This is a genomic window from uncultured Bifidobacterium sp. (assembly GCF_945269915.1).
GTDB lineage: Bacteria > Actinomycetota > Actinomycetes > Actinomycetales > Bifidobacteriaceae > Bombiscardovia > Bombiscardovia indica.
Map to the genome: position 1 here is coordinate 16,363 of NZ_CALYOY010000013.1, position 22,447 is coordinate 38,809.

The 22,447-nt window shown below is 59.1% G+C and carries 15 protein-coding genes; 14 read left to right on the plus strand and 1 reads right to left on the minus strand.

Features of this window, described 5'->3' with window-relative positions; all coding sequences use genetic code 11:
- The first annotated feature begins 8 nt into the window (after positions 1–8).
- The 11 genes from Q0K62_RS03735 to Q0K62_RS03785 all read left to right on the plus strand — a co-directional run bounded on the left by Q0K62_RS03735 (position 9) and on the right by Q0K62_RS03785 (position 15,084).
- Positions 9–1,322 (plus strand): ABC transporter substrate-binding protein, encoded by a 1,314-nt coding sequence (locus Q0K62_RS03735; RefSeq protein ID WP_297316645.1) that lies wholly within the window; start codon positions 9–11, stop codon positions 1,320–1,322.
- A 137-nt stretch (positions 1,323–1,459) separates the two neighbouring features.
- On the plus strand, positions 1,460–2,314 hold the full coding sequence (locus tag Q0K62_RS03740; protein ID WP_297316639.1) for a sugar ABC transporter permease: 855 nt from the start codon (positions 1,460–1,462) through the stop codon (positions 2,312–2,314).
- Positions 2,311–3,147, plus strand: coding sequence for a carbohydrate ABC transporter permease (locus tag Q0K62_RS03745; RefSeq protein WP_297316640.1), 837 nt, complete (start codon positions 2,311–2,313; stop codon positions 3,145–3,147). The genes Q0K62_RS03740 and Q0K62_RS03745 overlap by 4 nt, the downstream gene beginning before the upstream one ends.
- A 302-nt stretch (positions 3,148–3,449) precedes the next feature.
- Positions 3,450–5,204, plus strand: a complete 1,755-nt coding sequence (locus Q0K62_RS03750; RefSeq protein ID WP_297316646.1) for a glycoside hydrolase family 13 protein — start codon at positions 3,450–3,452, stop codon at positions 5,202–5,204.
- 274 nt (positions 5,205–5,478) lie between these two features.
- Complete coding sequence (malQ, locus tag Q0K62_RS03755) at positions 5,479–7,599, plus strand: 4-alpha-glucanotransferase (protein ID WP_297316647.1); 2,121 nt, start codon at positions 5,479–5,481, stop codon at positions 7,597–7,599.
- Positions 7,600–7,862: 263 nt separating this feature from the next.
- Entirely contained in the window at positions 7,863–9,749 is a 1,887-nt protein-coding gene (dnaK, locus tag Q0K62_RS03760; RefSeq protein WP_297316648.1) for a molecular chaperone DnaK, read from the plus strand.
- Between the two features lies 1 nt (position 9,750).
- Complete coding sequence (gene grpE, locus Q0K62_RS03765; protein ID WP_297316649.1) at positions 9,751–10,542, plus strand: nucleotide exchange factor GrpE; 792 nt, start codon at positions 9,751–9,753, stop codon at positions 10,540–10,542.
- A 142-nt stretch (positions 10,543–10,684) separates the two neighbouring features.
- Positions 10,685–11,704 (plus strand): DnaJ C-terminal domain-containing protein, encoded by a 1,020-nt coding sequence (locus Q0K62_RS03770; protein WP_297316650.1) that lies wholly within the window; start codon positions 10,685–10,687, stop codon positions 11,702–11,704.
- Between the two features lie 121 nt (positions 11,705–11,825).
- A complete protein-coding gene (locus tag Q0K62_RS03775; protein WP_297316664.1) occupies positions 11,826–12,395 on the plus strand; it encodes a MerR family transcriptional regulator in 570 nt (189 codons plus the stop codon).
- A gap of 211 nt (positions 12,396–12,606) precedes the next feature.
- The gene (locus Q0K62_RS03780; RefSeq protein WP_297316665.1) at positions 12,607–14,244 is read left to right on the plus strand and encodes a DEAD/DEAH box helicase; all 1,638 of its coding nucleotides are present in this window, start codon (positions 12,607–12,609) and stop codon (positions 14,242–14,244) included.
- 183 nt (positions 14,245–14,427) lie between these two features.
- Positions 14,428–15,084: a GntR family transcriptional regulator gene (locus tag Q0K62_RS03785; RefSeq protein WP_297316651.1), complete on the plus strand. Its 657-nt coding sequence runs from the start codon at positions 14,428–14,430 to the stop codon at positions 15,082–15,084.
- 13 nt (positions 15,085–15,097) lie between these two features.
- Here Q0K62_RS03785 and tkt read toward each other — a convergent pair whose 3' ends face one another.
- Positions 15,098–17,200 carry a transketolase gene (tkt, locus tag Q0K62_RS03790; protein ID WP_297316652.1) on the minus strand — a complete coding sequence of 701 codons (2,103 nt, stop codon included), beginning with the start codon at positions 17,198–17,200 and terminating at the stop codon, positions 15,098–15,100.
- A gap of 231 nt (positions 17,201–17,431) precedes the next feature.
- On the opposite strand from tkt, the gene Q0K62_RS03795 reads away from it, so the two are divergent.
- The 3 genes from Q0K62_RS03795 to Q0K62_RS03805 all read left to right on the plus strand — a co-directional run bounded on the left by Q0K62_RS03795 (position 17,432) and on the right by Q0K62_RS03805 (position 22,264).
- Positions 17,432–18,832 (plus strand): MFS transporter, encoded by a 1,401-nt coding sequence (locus Q0K62_RS03795; protein ID WP_297316653.1) that lies wholly within the window; start codon positions 17,432–17,434, stop codon positions 18,830–18,832.
- A gap of 110 nt (positions 18,833–18,942) precedes the next feature.
- Positions 18,943–20,043, plus strand: coding sequence for a mandelate racemase/muconate lactonizing enzyme family protein (locus Q0K62_RS03800; protein WP_297316654.1), 1,101 nt, complete (start codon positions 18,943–18,945; stop codon positions 20,041–20,043).
- A 1,777-nt stretch (positions 20,044–21,820) separates the two neighbouring features.
- Positions 21,821–22,264, plus strand: coding sequence for a hypothetical protein (locus Q0K62_RS03805; protein WP_297316655.1), 444 nt, complete (start codon positions 21,821–21,823; stop codon positions 22,262–22,264).
- Positions 22,265–22,447: the final 183 nt, after the last annotated feature.

A 22,447-nucleotide genomic window follows, 5' to 3' on the forward strand; every position in this document is an offset into this window, starting at 1 on the left:
GGTGCGAGATGAAAGCCAAATCGATTCTGGCAGTGGCTGCTTCCTTGTGCATGATGCTGGGTGTCTCGGCCTGTGGGGGGTCATCGAATCCCTCCGCCGAGGGGCGGGTGTACATGATCAGTCAAAAGGTCGAGAACAATGATCAGTTCGTTGAACTGGGTAAGCAGTTCACCAAGGATACAGGGATCGCGTTCAATGTTGTCTCCCCTGCGGCGGACAGCTATGAGCAGACACTGAAAAGCGAGCTTGCCAAGAGCAACGCCCCGACCATCATCGGACTCGATAACAACGACTATCCGAATTGGGCGGAGTACTGTGCGGACCTATCCGGCACAAGTATGTACAAGGACCTGAAGGATCCCAATTACGTGTTAAAGACCGGCGATAAGGTCGGGGCCATACCGTTCGTTTTGGACCGGTACGGCATCATCTACAACAAGGCGATACTGGGGAAGTACTTCCACGCTTCCTGGGCCAGTCTCCACTCCGTGGATGAGATCCGTGGTTTTGATGCCTTGAAGACCGTGGCAGATGAGATCCAGGCGCATAAGGATGAACTCGGCATCAAAGGGGCCTTTACCTCAGCTGGTTTTGAGTCAAGTTCCATCCGGCGTTATGGCGATCAGCTCGCCCACATCCCCGTTTACTACGAGTACCGGGATCAGGGCAGGACAGATCTGCCTCCCACGGTATCCGATAAGTACGTACCCGACATGAAGAGGATATTCGACCTGTACATCAAGGATGAAACGGTGCCTGCGACACAGCTGTCGAGTGCCACCTTTGACGATGCGGTATCCGAATTCTCGCTTGGGGATGCCGTTTTCATCCAGACGGGATCCTGGGCGTATCCGCAGCTCAAGGGCCAGAAGGTCGAAGACAAGGATATGGGCGTCCTGCCGATATACATGGGTGTGCCCGGAGAGGACAAGGCCGGGCTGACGATCAGTTCCAACTACTTCGCCATCAACAAGAAGATCCCTGCCGCCGACAGGAAGGCGACCGAGCGCTTCCTGGACTGGATGCTGACCAATGATGGGGCCAGGAAGATCGTGACGGACACCATGGGCTTTGAGACGCCTTTCAAGTCCTATTCCAAGGCAGGGTACAAGACCCGAAATCCCATTCTCAGATCCAACGATGCCTATGCCAAGAGGCATTGCTACGACATGACCATCCGTCCTCTACCCTCGCAACAGTGGTCCCTCAGTCTTGGGAACGCCATGTTGGAGTATGCCCAGGGTACGGGGGACTGGTCCAAGGTCCAATCGGCCTTCGTCGACGGCTGGGCTTCGGAATACAAAACGACTCACCAAGGATGAGGATGCCTATGGGCGCGATTGAGCACGGTTTCAATGTTTGCTGTCGTACATATCGGCGGGGTTGTGTCTCTGGTCATCCACGTTTCTCAGTGAGACCGGACCGGGCACTGACTCGGGATATGGGTTAGGAGGTTATGGTGGTTTCGATGGTTGGTAGGTCTGTTCGTAGGTGGTGGGGGTTGTTTACGTTGCCTACGGTGTTGGCTTTTGTTGTTGGTTTTGTGGTGCCGTTTGTGATGGGTGTGTATTTGAGTTTCTGTCGGTTCACGACGGTGACGGATGCGCGGTTCATTGGTCTGGGGAATTACCGGGCGGCCTTGTCGGATGGTGAGTTCTGGCATGCGTTGGTGTATACGGTGGCGTTCACGGTGGTGACGACGTTGGTGGTCAATGTCGTGGCTTTCGCGGTGGCGTTCCTGTTGACGAAGGCGATCCGCGGGGCGAATGTGTTCCGTTCGGTGTTCTTCATGCCGAACCTGATCGGCGGGATCATCCTGGGGTATATCTGGTTGTTGCTGCTCAACGGGGTGTTGGCCCATTGGGGTCGTTCGATCACGTATTCGGGTGTGTATGGGTTCTGGGGGATGGTGATGTTGTATTGCTGGCAGCAGATCGGCTATATGATGATCATCTATATCGCGGGTCTGCAGGCTCTTCCCGGTGATGTGATCGAGGCGGCGCAGGTCGATGGCGCCAATGGGCGGCAGACCTTGTTCCGGGTGACGTTGCCGTTGATGATGCCCAGTATCACGGTGTGTTCCTTCCTGACGGTGACGAACGGGTTCAAGATGTTCGACCAGAACCTGGCGTTGACCAACGGGGCCCCGTCGAACACGTCCGAGTTGTTGGCGCTGAACATCTACCGGACCTTCTACGGCAGGACCGGTTTCGAGGGTGTGGGCCAGGCCAAGGCGGTGGTGTTCTTCGTGATCGTGGCGGTGATCGCGGTGTTGCAGAACAGGTTGACGACCAGCAGGGAGGTGTCGGCATGAGTGAGCGTATCAGGCATTCGTGGTTGTGGACGGTTCTGTTCACGGTGGTCTCCCTGTTGTGGGTGTTCCCGATCGTGCTGGTGGTGGTCAATTCCTTCAAGAACAAGGCGTATATCTCTCGTGACGCGTTCTCGGTCCCGCGGGGCCGGGCCTTCGTGGGGTTGGATAACTACGCGCGGGGGATCGAGCGGACGAACCTGTTGGCGAGCTTCGGCTGGACCGTGGTGGTCACGGTGGGTTCGGTGGCCCTGATCCTGTTGTGCACGTCCATGTGCGCCTGGTGGATCGTGCGGGTGGGCAACCGGGTGGCGAGGTTCCTGTACCTGTTGTTCCTGTTCAACATGATCGTGCCGTTCCAGATGGTGATGTTCACGCTTTCCAAGCTTGCGGACATGCTGGGGCTGAACACGCCCTGGGGGTTGTGGATCGTGTATCTGGGGTTCGGCGCCGGTCTGGCGGTGTTCATCTTCACGGGTGTCGTCAAGGGCATCCCGGTGGAGCTGGAGGAGTCGGCCATGATCGACGGGGCGAGCATCCCGCGCACCTTCTTCGGGATCGTGGTGCCCATCATGCGTCCCTCGATCGTGTCGGTGGCGATCCTGGAGGCGATGTGGATATGGAACGACTTCCTGCTGCCCTACCTGACCCTGGACATGCGTAAGTACAAGACCATGAGCATAGCGATCCAGTACCTCAAGGGCGGGTACGGCAGCGTGGACATGGGGGCCATGATGGGATGCCTGGTCCTGGCCATCATCCCCATCATCGTCTTCTACCTCGTCTGCCAACGCTACATCATCAGCGGCGTCCTCGCCGGCGCCGTCAAAGGATAACCACACACAGGAACCAGTGCGGGCCTATTTGTGTATGGCCCACTGGTATTTGAGGTTAGACCGACCCACCGGTTGCTCCTTCGAGCACGGTGGGTCGGCTTTTCTGGTTGGCGTGTATGAGGCCAGAAGATACGAGGGGGTTGGGTATTCTGTATTCCCGTAAGGACGGTGTCCGCAAGGCATCGGCCGGTCGGCTGTCTGATGGGGGCGGACCCCGTCGAAACCTTTCACCGGCTCGCGCCGATATATGGAGACGGTACTTGGTTGTTCAAGCGAAGTTGATGGAAATGCACCGGAGGAGGATGGCAGTGGATACGGATGTGCTCGAAGACGACTGGTGGAAGCAGGCAGTGGTCTATCAGGTTTACCCTCGTAGCTTCAAGGACTCGGATGGAGACGGTCTGGGGGATCTGCCGGGAATCATCGATAAGATTCCCTATCTGAAAGCGCTCGGCATTGACGCGGTCTGGCTTTCCCCCTTCTACCCGTCGGCCTTGGCCGACGGCGGATACGATGTGATCGACTATCGCAATGTGGATCCCAGGCTGGGCACGATGGGCGATTTCGACTCCATGGCGGATGCCCTCCATGCAGCCGGCCTGAAGCTGATTGTCGATATCGTTCCCAACCACACCTCCAACCTGCATCCTTGGTTCCGGGAGGCCCTTGAGGCCGGACGTGGGTCCAGCGGGCGCGATCGGTATATCTTCAGGGAGGGGAGGGGCGACCATGGCGAACTCCCCCCGAACGATTGGCGGTCCCTCTTCGGTGGTCCTGCCTGGGAACGGGTGGATGACGGCCAGTGGTACCTGCACATCTTCGCCAGGGAGCAGCCGGATCTGAATTGGAAGGATCCTCGGGTTCATGAGGACTTCCAGCGGACCCTGCGATTCTGGTCGGACCATGGGGCCGATGGTTTCCGCATTGATGTCGCCCACGGCCTGGCCAAGGAGCTGGACGACAGGCCCCTGGACCAGATGGATCCCGATGCGGTCGGGAATACCCTCTCCCACGATGGCACAAGTCCTCTCTGGGACCGCAACGAGGTGCACGACATCTACAGGGAATGGCGGGCTGTCTTTAACGAGTACCGACCGCCCCGTTTTGCGGTCGGCGAGGCCTGGGTGGTGCCCGAGCACCAGTATCGGTATGCCTCGCCGACGGAACTCGGCCAGGTGTTCAACTTCGAGTTCGCCAAGGCGAACTGGAACCGGGAACAAATGGGCACGGCGATCCGCGAGGGTATGGAGGCTGCAGACAGATCCGGGTCGACCACGACCTGGGTCATGAGCAATCACGACATTCCCCGTCATGCGAGCAGGTACGGTCTTCCCCAGGTCGATGCCACGAATTATCACCAGCTGGCAAATGATTGGATCCTCCGTGACGGCCGCAGCTACCGCGAGGACAGGGCCCTGGGAACGCGGAGGGCTCGTGCCGCCATATTGATGGAACTGGCTCTGCCCGGATCGGTGTATATCTATCAGGGAGAGGAGCTTGGCCTGTTCGAGGTTCCCGATCTTCCCTGGGACCGTCTCGAGGATCCCACCGCCCGTCGTACCCATGGAAGCGCGACGGAGAAGGGGCGGGATGGTTGTCGCGTTCCCCTGCCGTGGAGTTCCGAGGACCAGCCTGAGTCGGCTCCCTGGCAGGCAACCTTCGGACAGGGCGGGTCCTTCGGGTTCTCGCCGGACACCAAGGAGGACGGTACACCCAGCGACGATCCGCACCTGCCGCAGCCCCTGTGGTTCAAGGACTTCTGCGTCGACCTTCAGGAGGGTGACGACTCGTCCATGCTGGCCCTCTATAGGAAGGCCCTGGCCCTGCGATCCGAATGGATGAAGAAGGCCCTGGCTTCGGGGCTGGACCTCGAGGAGAGGAAGGATGATGTGCTGACCTTCCGGCGGGCGGATGTCTCTGGATCGGGTGGACTCGTCTGCATGACAAACTTCGGGACCAATCCTGTCCCCGTCCAAGACGGTTCCATTGTGCTGGCTTCGGGAGCGCTCCAGGAAGGGATGATTCCAACCGATACCACCGTCTGGATCCGCTTCTGATTTCTCTCCTTCTTGCTGCAATCGAGTGCAGTGAGAAGGAGAGAATTGACATTGTTTCGTGTCAAGCGGCATAATAACTAATATCAACTAATGACAACGATTGCAATAATGCAGTCAATAGAATATCGGACCTGCCGATTTTCTGATCTTGCTGTGCGACGTGTCCGAGTGGTCGAGTGATGAGGAGACGAGTGATGCCCTACGTGGGTGATGTCCATTGTGGTCATATGCAGACGCCGAAGACGACCTGTGAGATTTCGGATGGTGCCTCGTGGTGAGTGAACAGGAAACAAGGCGTTCCGCTGACAATGCCCTGCATGAGCTGGCCGAACTGTACGGTGTGGCTAGCGAGTATGAGGACCAGCAGGGCACCCCCCGGTACATAACGGATGATGTCCTGGTGCGCGTGCTGGGGGATTTGGGTGTTTCGGCGCGGGACGAGAAGGAGGTCTCCCGGTCGCTGAAGACAGCACGCCAGGAAAAGGCTGACGAGTTCTGCCCCCCGACGATTCTGCAGATCCTGGGCGAGGAGACCAGGGTGGAACTGGGCCGGGTCGATGGGCCTGTCACGGTTAGGCTGGTGCTTGAAGACGGCAGGGACCTGTCTCGGTCGGTGCGGTGTGTCTCCTCGGTGCTTCTTGTCGGGGCCGATGTTCCGATGGGATATCACACCCTGTCGGTTTCCGATGGTGCGCATGGCGCCGATTCGACGCTCATCACCGCCCCACGGCGTATACCCCTGCCGCAATCCGTCGCCGACCATCCGAGGTGGGGATGGATGGCGCAGCTGTATTCCGTCAGGTCCAAAGATTCATGGGGCATCGGCGATTTCTGCGACCTGCAGCAGCTCTTGAAGGATGCGGCCTCCAAATCCGGGGCGGATTTCATGCTTATCAACCCGATTCATGCCTCGGAGCCCGTACCACCGCTGACGCCTTCTCCCTACTTCCCGGATTCCAGGACCTTCCTCAATCCCATCTATATACGGCCGGAGGCTATTCCCGAGTTCGCCAGGCTGGATTCCACCGACAGGGCACGCATTGCGGATCTGCTGGCCAAGATTGCTCCGACTGATGCGAATGCCAACGTTCTTGACAGGGATGGGTGCTGGGACAGCAAGCAGAAGGCGCTGAGAATCATCCACGACCAGGTAAAGCTGACACCTGAGAGGGCAAAGGAGTTCAAGGGATTCGTTCAGTCCGGTGGCGAGGAACTGGAGGGCTTCGCCTTGTGGTGCCTGGCTTATAGCTGGTGGGGGGCGCCCACCCAGGATGAAGGATCCTGGTTTCGTAGGGAGAGTCCGAGCTCCCCATCCATTCAGGACCTGAAGCAGGAACACCCTGATGACTTCGGCTTCTGTCTCTGGCTGCAATGGGTGGCCGATCAGCAGCTGAGCGCAGCACAGCGTACCTCCAAGGCGGTCGGCATGGCCGTTGGGCTGATGGAGGACATGGCGGTCGGGGTCAACCCGCTTGGTGCCGATGTCTGGTCCCATCCCAGCCGGTATGCTTCCGGGGCCACGGTCGGGGCGCCCCCTGATGCCTTCAACCAGCAGGGACAGAACTGGATGCAGCCGCCCCTGGATCCGAATGAGCTCAGGAAGAGCGGCTACCGCGCCTACAGGCAGCTGGTCCATGGCATGTTTGCGCATTGCGGGGCCATTCGAATAGACCATGCCCTGGGGCTGTTCCGGTTGTGGTGGATTCCGAACGGCTCGCCTGCAAGCCAGGGGACCTATGTGTACTATGACCACGATGCGATGCTCTCCATTCTGGCCATCGAGGCCACCCGTGTGCAGGGGATGGTCATCGGTGAGGACCTGGGCGTGGTGCCAAGGTTCGCTTCCAAGGCCCTGGCCGACCGCGGGGTTCTCGGTACGATCATCGAATGGTTCGAGCAGGCAGACGGGGAGTTTGTGGATCCTGCCCGCTACCGGACCTACGCCCTGGCTGCAGTGACGACCCACGATCTGCCGCCGACAGCCGGCTACCTGGAGTATGAGCACGTCAGGTTGCGTGAGGATCTGGGTCTGCTCGTCACATCTCCCGAGGAGTTCGAGCGTTCGGCCCGGCAGGAACATGCCGCGATGATCCGTTTCCTTGTTTCCCACGGCTGGTTGTCGCCTCGGGTGGCTGGGGACGAGGAGGGGCATCTGCAGGAAATCGTCGAGGCCATGCATCGTGCCATCGTCCACTCTCCCTGCCTGCTGAGAGTGGCCGCCTTGGTCGATGGTGTTGGTGAAAAGCGCTCGCAGAACCAACCGGGCACCGTCGACGAGTACCCGAATTGGCGTGTGCCCCTGGCTGACGGTGATGGAAAGGTCGTGTATGCGGATCAGGTCTTCGATCTTCCCCGCATCCAGTCCCTAGCCGCAGTAATGCGTGGGGAGGACTGAACCGGTGACCTCCTGAGTGGGATTGCTTCCTACGGGTTCCTGCATCATGGCGGTTTCGACATCTTCTTCGGGGAACGGGAATAATAGTTGCCGAAAGAAGTTGAGTGATGTAGGCTCAAGTTTTGGAGTGGTCAGGATGGCTGCTTACCGGGGCCGACGGAGGTCGGCCATCGGGGCCACGAACGAAGCGCGAGTGGAAAACGTAGAAAGCAAGGGGTGCAGGCACAGGTCCTGCACCGGAACTCATCAGGAGGTAATGAGTTATGGCACGTGCAGTTGGCATTGATCTGGGAACCACCAATTCCTGCATCGCAACACTCGAGGGCGGCGAGCCCACGGTCATCGTGAACGCCGAGGGTGCCCGCACCACACCGTCGGTGGTGGCGTTCAGCAAGTCCGGCGAGATTCTGGTCGGCGAGGTGGCCAAGCGTCAGGCCGTCACCAACGTGGACCGGACCATCAGCTCGGTCAAGCGCCACATGGGCACCGATTGGTCGGTCGAAATCGATGGGAAGAAGTGGACCCCCCAGGAGATTTCGGCGCAGATTCTGATGAAGCTGAAGAGGGACGCCGAATCCTATTTGGGAGAGCCGGTCACCGATGCGGTCATCACCTGCCCCGCCTACTTCAACGACGCCCAGCGCCAGGCCACCAAGGACGCAGGCAAGATCGCGGGTCTGAACGTCCTTCGTATCATCAACGAGCCCACTGCGGCCGCTCTGGCCTATGGTCTGGAGAAGGGCAAGGAGGACGAGCGCATCCTGGTCTTCGATCTGGGTGGCGGCACCTTCGATGTCTCCCTGCTGGAGATCGGCAAGGATGACGACGGCTTCTCGACCATCCAGGTCCAGGCCACCAACGGCGACAACAAGCTGGGTGGCGATGACTGGGATCAGAAGATCATCGACTGGTTGGTCGGCGAGGTCAAGAACAAGTACAACGTGGACCTCTCCAAGGACAAGATCGCCCTGCAGAGGCTGAAGGAAGCGGCGGAGCAGGCCAAGAAGGAGCTGAGCTCCTCCTCCTCCACCAACATCTCCATGCAGTACCTGGCCATGACCCCCGACGGGACCCCCGTCCACCTGGACGAGACCCTGACCCGCGCACACTTCGAGGAAATGACCTCCGACCTGCTGGGCCGTTGCCGCACGCCCTTCAACAACGTGCTGCACGATGCCGGCATCTCCGTCCAGGACATCGACCACGTGGTCCTGGTCGGCGGCTCCACCCGTATGCCCGCCGTCAAGGACCTGGTCAAGGAACTGACCGGCGGCAAGGAAGCCAACCAGACCGTCAACCCCGACGAGGTCGTGGCCGTTGGCGCCGCCGTCCAGTCCGGCGTCATCAAGGGTGACCGCAAGGACGTCCTCCTGATCGACGTGACCCCGCTCTCCCTGGGCATCGAGACCAAGGGCGGAATCATGACCAAGCTGATCGACCGCAACACGGCCATCCCGACCAAGCGTTCCGAGGTCTTCTCGACCGCCGAGGACAATCAGCCATCGGTGCTGATCCAGGTCTACCAGGGTGAGCGCGAATTCGCCCGTGACAACAAGCCCCTGGGCACCTTCGAGCTGACCGGCATCGCGCCGGCTCCCCGTGGCATTCCTCAGATCGAGGTCACCTTCGACATCGATGCCAATGGTATCGTGCACGTCTCCGCCAAGGACAAGGGCACCGGCAAGGAGCAGTCCATGACCATCACCGGCGGATCCGCCCTGCCCAAGGACGAGATCGACCGGATGGTCAAGGAGGCCGAGTCCCACGAGGCCGAGGACAAGCAGCGTCGTGAGGATGCCGACACCCGTAACGCCGCCGAGTCCGCCGCCTACCAGACCGAGAAGCTGGTCAACGACAACAAGGACAAGATCTCCGATGAGGTCGCCAAGGAGGTCACCGACAAGGTCAACGCTCTGAAGGAGGCTCTGAAGGGTGACGACATGGACAAGATCAAGAGCGCCCAGAGCGAGCTGATGACCTCCGCCCAGAAGATCGGTGAGGCCCTCTACTCCCAGCAGGCGGCTGACCAGGCCGCTGGTGCACAGGGAGCCGCAGCGGCCGGGGCCGGCCAGGCTTCCGGTTCCTCCGATGACGACGTGGTTGACGCCGAGGTCGTGGACGACGATGACAAGAAGAAGGACGGCGAGTGATATGTCAGCCTTTGACAAGGATGACTATCTGACCGGCATGGATGATGCCGAGTCGCTCAAGGGCGATGCGGCCTCGTCCGGCCGGGCCGGGGGTTCCCCTGGCAGCGGGTCCGACCAGGATCCGCGTGAGGGCCAGGGCCGGCAGGACCCGACCAGGAATGATGGCACCCCCAAAGGATGCCACGCCGCCCAGTCGGACGAGGCGCAGGGCCAGGGGGCCGATGGCCAGGATTCCGGTGGCGCGGCCCCGGGCGACCAGGCCAAGGGCAGGCACCAGGTCCCGGAAGATGGTGATACCCCGGTCCGGGATCAGGAAGGTCAGAGCCAGGACGGCGATTCCGCCGATGACGATGGTCTGACCCCCCTGGGCAAGGCCAAGAAGGAGGCCGCCGAATACCTGGATGCCCTTCAGCGTGAGCGGGCCGAATTCGTCAACTTCCGCAACAGGACCAAGAAGGAACAGGACCTTTTCCGCCAGCACGGCATCGTGGATGTCCTCACTGCCCTCCTGCCCGCCCTGGACGACATCGATCGGATCCGGGAGCACGGCCAGATGGACGATTCCTTCCAGGCCGTGGCCAACAGGATCGACAAGACCTTCGAGAAGTTCGGGGTCGAGAAGTTCGGAGAAAAGGGTGAGGACTTCGACCCCACCAAGCACGAGGCCATCCTGCACAAGCCCGATCCCGAGGCCAAGAAGGAGACCGTCGATACGGTCGTCGAGGCCGGGTACCGGATTGGCGACAGGGTGATTCGGGCCGCCAGGGTGGTGGTGACGTCGCCCGGACAATAGGCGGCTGGTGATCGTGGACGATCCACACAGTGAATCGGCGCCCGGGCATGCGGCGGCGAGGCGGGCTGATTCCGCCCGCCGCCGCACGCACAGGTGGCGGTTCCTATCCGATATTCGTTACTTATGAGGAAAGGAGACATGGATGGCTGAGAATGAATGGCTGAGCAAGGACTATTACAAGGTCCTTGGTGTCTCCAAGGACGCCAGCGATGCGGAGATCACCAAGGCATACCGCAAGCTTGCCCGCAAATACCATCCCGATCTCAATAAGACCAAGGAGGCCGAGGAGAAGTTCAAGGACATCTCCGAGGCCTACGACGTGCTCAGCAACAAGGAGCAGCGTCAGAAGTACGATGCCATCCGCCAGTTCGGCATGGGGGGCGCACGCTTTTCCGGGGGTTCCGGACAGGGAGGGTTCAGCACCGATGCCTTCTCCGACATCTTCGGCTCCATGTTCGGCGCAGGTGGCGCCCCGGGAGGCAGCAGGATCCGCTTCAGCACCGGAGGGGGTCAGCCCGACTTCTCCGACATCTTCTCCGCCTTCGGCGGGGGTGGGGCCCCGAGCGGCAACACGTCAGGCTATGGCGGGTATGAGACCCGGCAGGAGGCCAGGCCGGTCAAGGGTCGGGACCGCAACTCCTCGATCAGTCTCTCCTTCCGGCAGGCTGTAAAGGGTGCCACGGTCTCCCTGAGCGTGGGCGGGTCCAAGTTCAAGACCCACATCCCCGCCGGGGTGCGTAACGGGCAGAAGATCCGTCTGCCCGGCAAGGGCAGGCCAGGAAGCAATGGGGGCGCCAGTGGCGACCTCTACCTGCAGATCGAGGTCAAACCCAGCACCCGCTTCAGCATGGACGGGCGCGATCTGGTCATGGACCTCCCGGTCACCGTGTCCGAGGCGGCCCTGGGAGCCAAGGTCCGGGCGCGCGATGTGGACGATCAGGTGGTCACCTTCAAGGTGCCGGCCGGGTCATCCAGCGGTGACCAGGTCAAGGTGGCCGGTCGTGGCGTCCAGGACAGGCGCGGCAACGGCGATCTGGTCGGCCGCATCCAGATACGGATGCCCGACAGGATCGGCATGGCCCAGAAGAAGGCCCTTCGGGAGTTCGCCAAGGCCAGCCAGGACTTCGATGCCCAGGTGGCCGATGACCGCCTGAAGATCTGAACGGGCTGGTATTCGACAGGAGTTATATCCGTTTCCCTTCCGGTTCCCGCCGGAAGGGCACCCGGTGGGGTCCGATGCATCGGACCGGATTGCGCCAGGGAAGGGAAAGGGGATGAAGGCCATGACGCGGATAGACAGGGAGACCCGGCGTATGTACCTGGCCTGTGCCCAGGCCCTGGTCCGGGACGAGATGAATCTGGATGCGGCCGACGATGCCGGGATGGACATCGAGTTGCCGGTCTTCAGCGTGGGCCAGGTGGCCGACCTGGCCGATATCCATCCGCAGACCCTTCGCCAGTATGACCGCCTGGGCCTGATTGTGCCCAAGCGGACCGAGGGGGGAGCGCGACGCTACTCCCTGCGCGATCTGGACCGGTTGACCCGGGCCCAGCACCTGAGCCAGGACGAGTCCATCAATCTGGCGGGGGTGACCAGGATCCTGGCCCTGGCCGAGGAGAACCGACAGTTACGTCGTCAGCTCAGGCGGACCAGGCAGGCCGAGGAGCCCAGCATGTTCGCTGCCGCAGCGGACGGCCGGGTGGTTGAGATCAAGCGTTCCGGCAGCGCCCGTCTCTGGCGCCAGGAGATCATGCACGAGTATGATCGGTACCCCAGCGGGGAACCCGTCCGGAGGGGCAAGAAGCCTGTATCCACCTCCAAGTCCCTGATCATATGGGGCATGCGTTCCTGATTCGTCGGTCGGGCTCGTGGTTCTGTGGTATTGTTGACAGGTTGGCCGGTTCTGTCCAGGAATGCAGACCAATCGTCGCCTGAATGCTGTGATTGCCGGGAAATGCTACGCGCTTCCGCGAAATCTTCTGCTTTGCTCGCGGCTCGCGGGCTGTCAACCGATATGCCCGTTGTTTTTCCCATTTGAAAGGCTATCCTTGACTTCTCACGTCATGCCTGAAACTGCAACTTCATCCACACCAGCATCCAAGACCGGTACCAGCTTCGCCGATCTGGGCGTTCCCGAGGCCCTGGTCAGCGTCCTCGAGGCCGACGGGAAGACCGAGGCCTTCCCCATCCAGGAAGACACCCTGCCCGATTCCCTGGCCGGGCGCGACATTCTGGGCCGTGGCCGGACCGGATCCGGCAAGACCCTGGCCTTCGCGATTCCACTGGTGGCCCGCCTGGCCCTGGATAGGACCACCCTGCCCAAGGGGTCCAAGGAAGCCGACCGTGGCCGTGGCCGCAAGCCCCTGCCCCATCCGCGTGGCCTGGTCCTGGCTCCCACACGTGAGCTGGCCAACCAGATCGACGAGGTCCTGGCACCCCTGGCCAATGCCTACCACATGCGGACCTGCACCGTATACGGTGGGGTCAAACAGGGCCGTCAGGTCGATGCCCTCAAGCGCGGTGCCCAGATCGTCGTGGCCTGTCCGGGCCGTCTGGAGGACCTTCTTCAGCAGAAGGTGCTTTCCCTGGAATCAGTCAGCATCGCCGTCCTGGACGAGGCCGACGAGATGGCCGATATGGGCTTCCTCCCCGCCGTCGAGCGCATCCTCTCCCAGGTGAGGCCAGGCGGTCAGCGCATGCTCTTCTCCGCAACACTGGATCACGGGGTGGATGCCGTGGTCAGGCGCTTCCTCAGGAACGCCAAGGTCCACGAGGTGGATTCAGCCACCCAGCATGTGGATCAGATGACCCACCACATCTTCGAGACCACCCAGGATGCCAAGCATGACCTGGTCCGCCGTCTGGCCTCCGGCCAGGGAAAGCGCATCCTCTTCACCCGTACCAAGTTCCAGGCCAAGAAGCTGGCCAAGAACCTGATCACCAACGGGATCCCGACAGCCCAGCTGCACGGCAATCTTTCCCAGAACCAGCGTGACCGCAACCTGGAGGCCTTCTCCAAGGGTGATGTCCGTGTCCTGGTGGCCACCGACGTGGCCGCCAGAGGCGTCGATATCAGTGATGTGGACCTGGTGGTCCAGGTGGATCCTCCGGCGGACTCCAAGTCCTTCCTGCACCGTTCCGGGCGCACGGCCCGGGCCGGCAGGGCCGGCGACGTGGTCACCGTGGTCCTGCCGGATCAGCGGCGTGACGCCAAGCGGATGCTCCGTATGGCCCATATCGATGCCAAGCCCGTTCATGTCACCGCCTCCTCGTCCGAGGTCGACGAGCTGGTCGGCCAGGCGGCCGAACCAATTCAGGGCTGGTCCCTGGAATCCTCCACCCCAGGCCGATCAGGCGATGGGCGCAAGGAGGGTTCCCGTGGTCGTTCCTCCGGTGCCCGTGGTCGTAGTCGCGACCGTGATCGGCGATCCCGCGATGGGGGACCCCGTCGGGGAGGCAACCGTCCGGCGCGCTCGCCTCGTAATGACGACTTTGCAAGCCAGGATGGGCCCATTGATGCCCGCACTCGCAGAGGGCGTGGCCGAAACCGTCGTAAAGACGGCGCTGGTTGGTCGGAGGGGTCCGGGCGTGGTCGGAGGACCGGCCGTGACCGGACCTCCGGCAGGTCTGCCGGTTTCCGGCATGTACCACATCGGCATCATAACAGTTCCAATCCCTTCAGTTCCTCTCGGAGTCGCTGATTGAACCGGAACCCAGCAATGCGTCGGATCGTGGTTACTCTGACGTAGGTCGTTTAAGGTGTCATACTCGTCCAACACCCGTAGGGGAACTTTTCCGGGTGCCTGCTGATTGGTTTTCCGATGGCATAGCATCAGTACTGTTTGGTATTCTCCCGGAGAGCATGTATGCAGGAAGGTAATTGGATGGAGACAAGCAAACGTAATCAGGCTTACGATTATTTGCGTAAACAGATTGTTTTCTGCAAAATGAGACCCGGAGACACCATTAGCGAGAAGATTGTTGCTCAAGAGCTTGGTTTCAGTCGGACTCCGGTCAGGGAGGCCATTAACAAACTGGTCGAAGAGGGGCTGGTGCAGGTATTCCCGAGAAAAGGTATCATTGTCAGTCAAATCTCCCTGCATGGTCTGAACGATATGCTGAACAGCCGCCTTTTGGTGGAGCCTTACCTGATGCACTGTGCCTTCGATAAGCTGGATTTGGAAGCTCTGCGAACATACAGGAAAGATGCTCTAAGCCGCGTTGAACGGGACTGTTTCGAAGTCGTTTCCATTCAGGATGACTTCGACTACAGTTTTCACATGTATTTTGCACGTCTGGCGGGAAACCGGTATCTCGAAGGTTTCATGGATACGCTGCTTGCTCTGAGCCAACGGACGCGCATATTCCTGCCATCCCAGCAGGAACGGAATGCAGCTTCCAACCGTGAGCATCTTGCAATCATCGATAGAGCCATTGCCGGGGATGAAGAGGGCGCGGTCCAGGCCATCCGCAACCATCTCGAAAACTCGCGGATCAGTTATATGGAGGCCAGCCAGGTGCAGGCTGACTATTTCTGCTGACCCCCATTTGAAGTCAGAACACTCCCAAGGAGGCCAGTGACGCTTTTGCCGCATTGATTACATGGTCGGTGGTGATGCCGAAGTCGATCAGATTCTGTTCTCCTTCCCCCTGTAATCCAAAAGTCTCCACTGAAACAGCCTGACCGGCATCACCAAGATACCGATACCATGACAGGGCCAGACCAGCTTCGATGCTCACACGAGCCTTGACTGAGGTGGGCAAAACCCAATGACGGTATTCTTCTTCCTCCTCCTGGAACCACTCCATGCATGGCATTGAGACCACCCGCGCGTTGATTCCTTCCCTGGCCAGTGTCTCTGCGGCTTTGAGGGCCAGCTGCACTTCGGATCCTGATGCCATCAGGATAAGGTCGATGTGTCCCGTCGGATCGCTCAGGATGTAGCCGCCATGGCGTACGCCTTCCCGTGCTCGTTCCGAAGTCTGCTGAAGAGTGGGGAGCGGTTGTCTGCTAAGCACCAGTGCGGTCGGATGTGTATTGCCCTTTTCAAAAAAATGTCGGTAGGCTTCGGCCGTTTCAAATTCATCCGCTGGTCTGACAACCTCCAGATTCGGTATGGCCCGCATGGCGGCGAGGTGCTCGACCGGTTGATGAGTAGGACCATCTTGACCGAGTGCGATCGAATCATGCGTCCAGATGTACAGGTTGGGGATGTCCATCAATGCCGCCAGACGGACCGCAGGACGTTCATAGTCGGAAAACTGGAAGAAGGTGCTGCCGAAAGGTCTGGTATCCGACCCGAGAAGGATTCCATTGGTGATGGCACCCATGGCGAACTCACGGACGCCGAAGTGTAGTTGCCGTCCGAATGGACTGGCTTCAGGACATTGTCGGGTGGCATGACAGGCTGGCGAGAATGAAGCTGCACCATCTATATCGGTCATGCAGGCCCCTCCGAGGTCTGCCGATCCACCCCAAAGTTCAGGCATGATGGGCGCTACGGTGTTGAGTATCCGACCGGAGGCATGGCGTGTTGCGACATCCTCGCCGATTGTAAAGCTGGATTCCAGCGTGTCGATGGTGTCATCAAATTCCTCGGGCAGGTCGCCGTGATGGATCCTGTCATAAAGATCGGCCTTATCCGGGTTATCCATCCTCCAAGCCCTGTACAGTTGATCCCATCTTGCGTGGTCTTCGAGACCACGTTTACCGACCTGCCTGGCGTGGGCCAGTGCTTGTTGGTCCACTTGGAAGGTTTGATCCGGGTCCAGACCGAGGATGGATTTCAAACCCGCTACCGCTTTCTCGCCCAGGACAGATCCATGGGCTTTGGCCTCATTGGTCATGCCGGGAGTGGGCCAGGCCATCAGCGTGTCAACCTTGATGAACTTTGGTTTGTCGGTTATGGACTCCGCTCTGTTCAAGGCTTTGGACAGGGCGGATAGGTCTTCCTTGTAGGATCCATTGGGCTGAATGAAGCTGACGGTGTCCGTGTACCAACCGTAGGCATCAAATCGGGCAATCACGTCTTCATTGAATACCATGTCCGTGTCGCCTTCGATTTGGATATGGTTGGCGTCGAAGATGACGGTCAGGTTGTCCAAGGCCATGTTTCCGGCCAAGGAGCAGGCTTCGGACGTTACCCCCTCCTCCAGGTCCCCCTCCCCGCAAACCACCCACACCCTATGATCGAACGGCGATGCATCTCGCGCCGCATAGGGGTCCAGAAGGCCGCGTTCGTACCTTTGCCCACACGCGAAGCCAACCGCTGAAGCCAGTCCCTGTCCCAACGGTCCGGTTGTCATTTCCAATCCGGGTGTCACCCCCAATTCAGGGTGGCCGGGGGTCCTGGTCCGGGCGTCCGCCCGATAGTTCATCAGGTCATCCAACGTCAGACCGTATCCCGACAGGTAGAGCTGAAGATATTGAGCCAGCGAGGCGTGCCCTCCTGACAGGATGAATCTATCCCGTCCCGGCCAGTCCGGATCGGCGGGGTCATGCCGGATATACCTTTGATAGAGGGTGTAGACGATCGGCGCCAATGAAATTGCCGAACCGGGATGTCCGTTACCTGCCTGTTCCACAGCGTCAGCCGTCAGGGCCTTGGCCATATTGATGGCCCGTCTGTCCAAATCATTCCACGTTGCATTAACCATCACTTGTTAGCCGCCTTTCGCGGGTATGTTTCCCAAGGCTTCGTTTTCCTGGTGTCGGGAGCATCGGTGCCGTTCTGCTGAATGGGTAAGCCGCCTGAATATCGCAAATTGACATCAACGTCGAACAGCTTTAATATATCAGAAGTATTTCAGAGTTGCAAAGTGGCAATGCAGTAATACCCGGCGCAGTTGCCGGTGATACCGCACTGGAGTCATTAACGGAGGAGATCAATGACGGATCTATCGATTTATGAGACCTTGGATCATGCCAAGGCCATTCTTGACCGGCAGGAGGCCAAGCATGCATCGCGCGCCGGCTGGCTTATGGTTACGGCGCTGCTGATTGAATCCTGGGATATTTACTCCATGTCCTTCATCATGACCCATCTGAAGGATGTTTTCCACCCCAGCAGCTTCCTTCTGGGCTTTGCAGCTGCAGGTACCCAGTTAGGTGCCATCATTGGTTCGATCCTTGGTGGTTGGCTTACCGACAAGTTCGGTCGTCGGAATATATTCCTGGCATCAATGAGTATGTTTGCTCTTTGCGCTGTTCTTCAGGCCCTTTCCCCCAATATGTGGGTCTTGGCCATCATCCGCTGCTTTGCTGGTTTGCCAGTGGGCGCTGATGTGGCTAATGGATTCACCTACATGATGGAGATACTGCCCAAAGGCAAACGAGAGATTATGGGTAATCGTTGGCAGTTCATGTTTTCCTTGGGTATCCTCTGCGCCATCCTTTTGGTGACCGCGTTCGAACTGAGCAAGATACCGGCCAATCTGACCTGGCGATTCGTTCTGGCTATTCCAGCGATTCCGGCTGGTCTGCTTCTTCTTGTCCGTTCGGGCCTGCCCGAGACCCCGGTATGGTTGGTCGAGCATGGCGACTTCGTCAAGGCTCGCAAGGTGGCCGATGACTATTACGGCAAGGATGTCCTGGCAGGCGTGATTCCTGATCACGATGTCAAGATTCCTCAGCCTACATGGGGAGAGGCCATAAGAGACCTTTTCAGCGACGACTTCAGTCGGAAGAGCACGATTTTCGCTTGGATCTCCTGCTTTGTACAGGCGTTTGAGAATTATTCGTTCTCCTTCTATCTGCCAACCATCCTGGCGGGTCTGGGTATTGCAACGCTGGTGCAGAACAACATGGCCATGTTCGCCGTTTATGTGCTTGCGGCCATCTCGGCTTTCGTGGGACCGTTGACTTTACCGCGTCTTGGCCACAAGGGTTTGAGCGAGTGGGGATTCGGCTTGGTGACCATTGGTATATTGGTTATGGTCTTCGGGATTACCAGGACCAATATGGCAATCATCATTATTGGCTCCGGAATCATGCTTTGGGGACATTACTGGTCATCCGAAAGCGGTATGACAATAGCGTCCTTAGTGGCTAAGCCCGCCTATCGTGGTGCAGCTTCGGGTATCGCTTATGTATTTGTCAAGCTGGCATCTTTCCTCACGTTGTGGGTCTTCCCCACTCTCTATGACAAGTTGGGGGTTCCCAAGGCGACGCTCTTGATTGCCATTGGACCCGTCATCGCCTTCCTGGCTGCCGTTTTCGTCCTGCCGGAGACGTTCGGACATGCCGTCAATGCGGAGGTAATCAGGTCTGCCGAGGCTGCAGAAGACTAATTCCCTAACCTTGCGGTCCTATCCGCTGTTTACTTGACTGGTCTGGGAGAGAACAATCAACTTGGGATAGGTCCGCCATATAAATGTCAACAATCAGAAAGGAATCTCCCATGTTTGAAGTCCCCGCGATAAAGAGCGTCAAGCTCACCACTGCACGTGTACCGTTGCCGGAAGGCCCTTGGGGCGACCAGATTCACCATGTCGAGAACATCGAGGTGATTGTGGCCGATGTCACCGGGGACAATGGAGTGACCGGTACTGGTTTTAGCCATACCTCGGGTTGGTGCGGAGCTACTATAGCGACCTTGGTCAAGGAGATGATCCCCGATGTGATAGGGCTGCCTGTTTCGCCAAGGGCCCTGTGGAACCGTTCTTACAAGTACATTCATGATGTCGGCGGGGCTGGGGTAACGACCCATGCCCTATCCTCGTTGGATATTGCCTATTGGGACCTCTTGTCCAAGTCCTTGGACATCTCCTTGTATGACATGCTGGGTAAAGTGCGCGACAGGGTTCCACTGTACGGTTCGGGCATTAATCTGAATCTCTCCATCGACGAGGTTATCGAGCAAGTCAAGCGTTGGAAGGCCAAAGGCTACATTGCCGCCAAAGTCAAAGTGGGTAAGCCGGATATCGAGGAAGACGTCGAGCGGCTCAAGGCCATTCAGGAGGCTGTACCTGGATACCCGCTGGCTGTGGATGCGAACCAGGGTTGGAATCTTCCCGCAGCCTTGCGTGCATTCAAAAAGTTCGACGACCTCGATCTGTTGTGGATTGAAGAACCGCTTCCGTCCGACGATATCGTCGGGCATAAGGTTTTGCGTGAGCGGGTGAACACGCCTATGGCCATGGGGGAGAATATATACAATCTGAACCAATTCAACCAGTATTTCTCGCAGGGATCCTGTGATTACGTACAGGCCGATCTGGGACGAGTCGGAGGGATAACGGGATATCTCGACATCGCTGCTGCAGCGCGTGCTTATAACCTGCCTATGACTCCCCACTTTGTTTTCGAGTTAAGTGCCAGTCTGCTCTCCACCATCCCCAATGTCTACGCCTCGGAGGTTACCGATGGTGGTACATGGAGCGATTTACGCATCTTCAAGTCATCCGGTCATGTTGACGAGGATGGTTTCTGGGTTCCTCCGTCCGGACCGGGCCATGGTATCGAGGTCGATCGGGATTATCTGGATGACCACCGCTTCTAGTCATCTTTGAAATACACCGATTTCATGTCCCCATCCCGGTTGAGAACAGGCCGGGATGGGGTACGTCTGGAAAAGTATCTGGACAACAGGCAACCATGGGTGGAATCATTGTAAACAGGTCGGAACTCACGGATTAATGGACCATATGCTAATCACAGCCGCAGGACCGATTTTCCTGTTTTCAACTTCTGCACGATGGAGGATTCTGCGCAGATCATAAACACGATTCCGAGAGATTAACTGTTCTTGTCTTCAAGGGGCATTCTGTCCGATTTGGCGACTGGGTGGAACTCTTTGGGCAATTGTAATGTGCTCAGCACAACACTGTGGGGCATGATTTCCCTTGTCGTCTCCTGCAATTGGTCTGACGGTGAGGTTTTTTTTTTGCTTCCGTTGCATGACAACCTCTTCCAGAACCAGCGTGACCACAACCTGGAGGTGGCCGTCCGGCGCCCATGCCGTGATGATGACTTTGCATCGGGCCACGAGTGGCCCATTGATGCCCGAACCCTCACAAGTCGTGAAGGAAGACGTCGTGGAGACGGTGCCACTGGGTCGGGGGGATTCGGACATGACCCAGGGTGGTCGTCGGAACGGTCGGGGTGCCGGTCGTCACCGGACTTCCAGCAGGTCCGTCGGCTTCCGGCACGGACCACATCGACATCGCAGGGCCTCCAATCCCTTCCGTTCCTCCCGAAGTCGCTGATTGAACCAGGGGGGGCCGGGTCATACCAGTACAGGCGACCCGGCCCCCTTGCATATCGCCCAGAGCAGCACGGCATCTTCAGCCCAAGAGCGATACGACGCCTGGCATCGGTACCTCGAGGGATGCAGGCGAGAAGGAACGGTGGGCGACGGTTCGCGAAGCTTGAGCAATGATGGTTTCGGCAGCCAAGATTCGTACCACGGCGAGACGGTCGGCAATCCTGATTGTGGGCATCCGGGCGTTCAGATGAGTCTACGACTGGTGGGGGCTCCCGGACGCATAACTGATACCCTTGATGACCACGAGAAGGTGTCCTGATCGGGATCCCTGTCGGAGCACTGGAAGAAAGAGATGCTGATGAATACTGACCCGAACCACGACCCCCAGGATCCCAATCCTGTAATAGGTGAGGACCAGGCTGGGGTTGCCCCCGGCCAGGCCTCGGCGGCCCCCTCCGATCAGACTCCGGAGCCAAGCACTGATTTCGTTGTCATGGTGGATGGGCAGACGGTTGAGAGCGAAGCTGGACAGGACTCCCCGTCATCCCCTATCGGTGAGGAGCCCCAAGAGGTTGCTGTGATCGGTACCGATTCGTCGGTTTCCCGATCTGATACGCCCCAGGCGGGCCAGCGGTCCGATCCTTCCCGGGTCGATGCCCAGCCCGCTGCCTTGCATACCGATTCGCAGCCGGGTACTGCTGAGACGGATCCTCAATCCGTGGCCCCCCAATCGGCAGATTCACCGGAGGGCTATCAGTTCGGCCCCCAGCGTGCCGACCCGGCGTATGATGCTTCGCAGGCTGGTTCTCAATTTGATTCCCAACAGTTTGAGCCGCCACAGACCGGTCCGCAGTTCGATGCCTCTCAGGCTGGTTCCCACCAGGCGGGCGGGCCACAGTTCACCCCCCTACCTGGTGCTGTTCCAGTAGGCGTGCAGCCTCAGCCCGAGGTTCCACAATTCGGTGCACAACCTCCCGCTTCGCAGTTCGGAGGACCGCAGGGTGGGCAGAATCCCATCCCTGGAGGGCAGGCCTATCCTGCACCGGCGCCATACCCTGCTCCGAATCCGTATATGGCCCAGAACCCGTATGCGGGTCAGTTCCCGCAAATGGCCCCGCCGATTCAGCAGGACAGCGGCAAGGCGAGTGGTCTGGCCATCGCATCCTTGATTCTGGCCATCCTCTTCTGGCCCATCGGTCTGATGGTTTCCATCATCAGCGTTTGCCTCTCATCCGGCCGCGAGAACAGGACCAGCAGGATCCTGTCCCTTGTCGCCTTGGGAATCTCCCTGCTGGTATTCCTGTTCAACGTCATCATATTCGTCGTGGTGTTCCACAGCACGGTGGATTTCTTTGAGAATCATATACCGGATCTTATTGATCAGTCCTATTCCCAGACTGCCGATGACAATGGACAGGATGATGGCGAGGACCGGGAGAGCGGCCTTCGGTATTCCGAACATGCTGCAATCGACCCCATCTGCGATCTGACCAACGGTCTGGAGTTCATCGCCTAGGAGTGTTCGGAAGACGGTCCTGGTCCAGCCGCGGAACAATCCTTGCGACGTCGTGATCATATGGGATTCAGGGCCGTAGCCCCGACTCGAATGAGATATGGGTTCGGCCGTCGTCCTCGCGGTTCCGGGATGGTAGTATTTCCTGGAGAGTATTGGATATCGCAGTATATAACTCTTGACAAG

Excerpts from the sequence above, each read along its gene's own strand:
- Q0K62_RS03775 (WP_297316664.1), top strand. The coding sequence starts at position 11,826 with ATGACGCGGATAGACAGGGAGACCCGGCGTATGTACCTGGCCTGTGCC.
- Q0K62_RS03780 (WP_297316665.1), top strand. The coding sequence starts at position 12,607 with ATGCCTGAAACTGCAACTTCATCCACACCAGCATCCAAGACCGGTACC.
- Q0K62_RS03750 (WP_297316646.1), top strand. The coding sequence starts at position 3,450 with ATGGCAGTGGATACGGATGTGCTCGAAGACGACTGGTGGAAGCAGGCA.
- Q0K62_RS03800 (WP_297316654.1), top strand. The coding sequence starts at position 18,943 with ATGTTTGAAGTCCCCGCGATAAAGAGCGTCAAGCTCACCACTGCACGT.
- Q0K62_RS03735 (WP_297316645.1), top strand. The coding sequence starts at position 9 with ATGAAAGCCAAATCGATTCTGGCAGTGGCTGCTTCCTTGTGCATGATG.
- tkt (WP_297316652.1), bottom strand. The coding sequence starts at position 17,200 with ATGGTTAATGCAACGTGGAATGATTTGGACAGACGGGCCATCAATATG.
- Q0K62_RS03805 (WP_297316655.1), top strand. The coding sequence starts at position 21,821 with ATGGCCCAGAACCCGTATGCGGGTCAGTTCCCGCAAATGGCCCCGCCG.
- Q0K62_RS03785 (WP_297316651.1), top strand. The coding sequence starts at position 14,428 with ATGGAGACAAGCAAACGTAATCAGGCTTACGATTATTTGCGTAAACAG.
- Q0K62_RS03795 (WP_297316653.1), top strand. The coding sequence starts at position 17,432 with ATGACGGATCTATCGATTTATGAGACCTTGGATCATGCCAAGGCCATT.
- dnaK (WP_297316648.1), top strand. The coding sequence starts at position 7,863 with ATGGCACGTGCAGTTGGCATTGATCTGGGAACCACCAATTCCTGCATC.
- Q0K62_RS03770 (WP_297316650.1), top strand. The coding sequence starts at position 10,685 with ATGGCTGAGAATGAATGGCTGAGCAAGGACTATTACAAGGTCCTTGGT.
- grpE (WP_297316649.1), top strand. The coding sequence starts at position 9,751 with ATGTCAGCCTTTGACAAGGATGACTATCTGACCGGCATGGATGATGCC.
- Q0K62_RS03745 (WP_297316640.1), top strand. The coding sequence starts at position 2,311 with ATGAGTGAGCGTATCAGGCATTCGTGGTTGTGGACGGTTCTGTTCACG.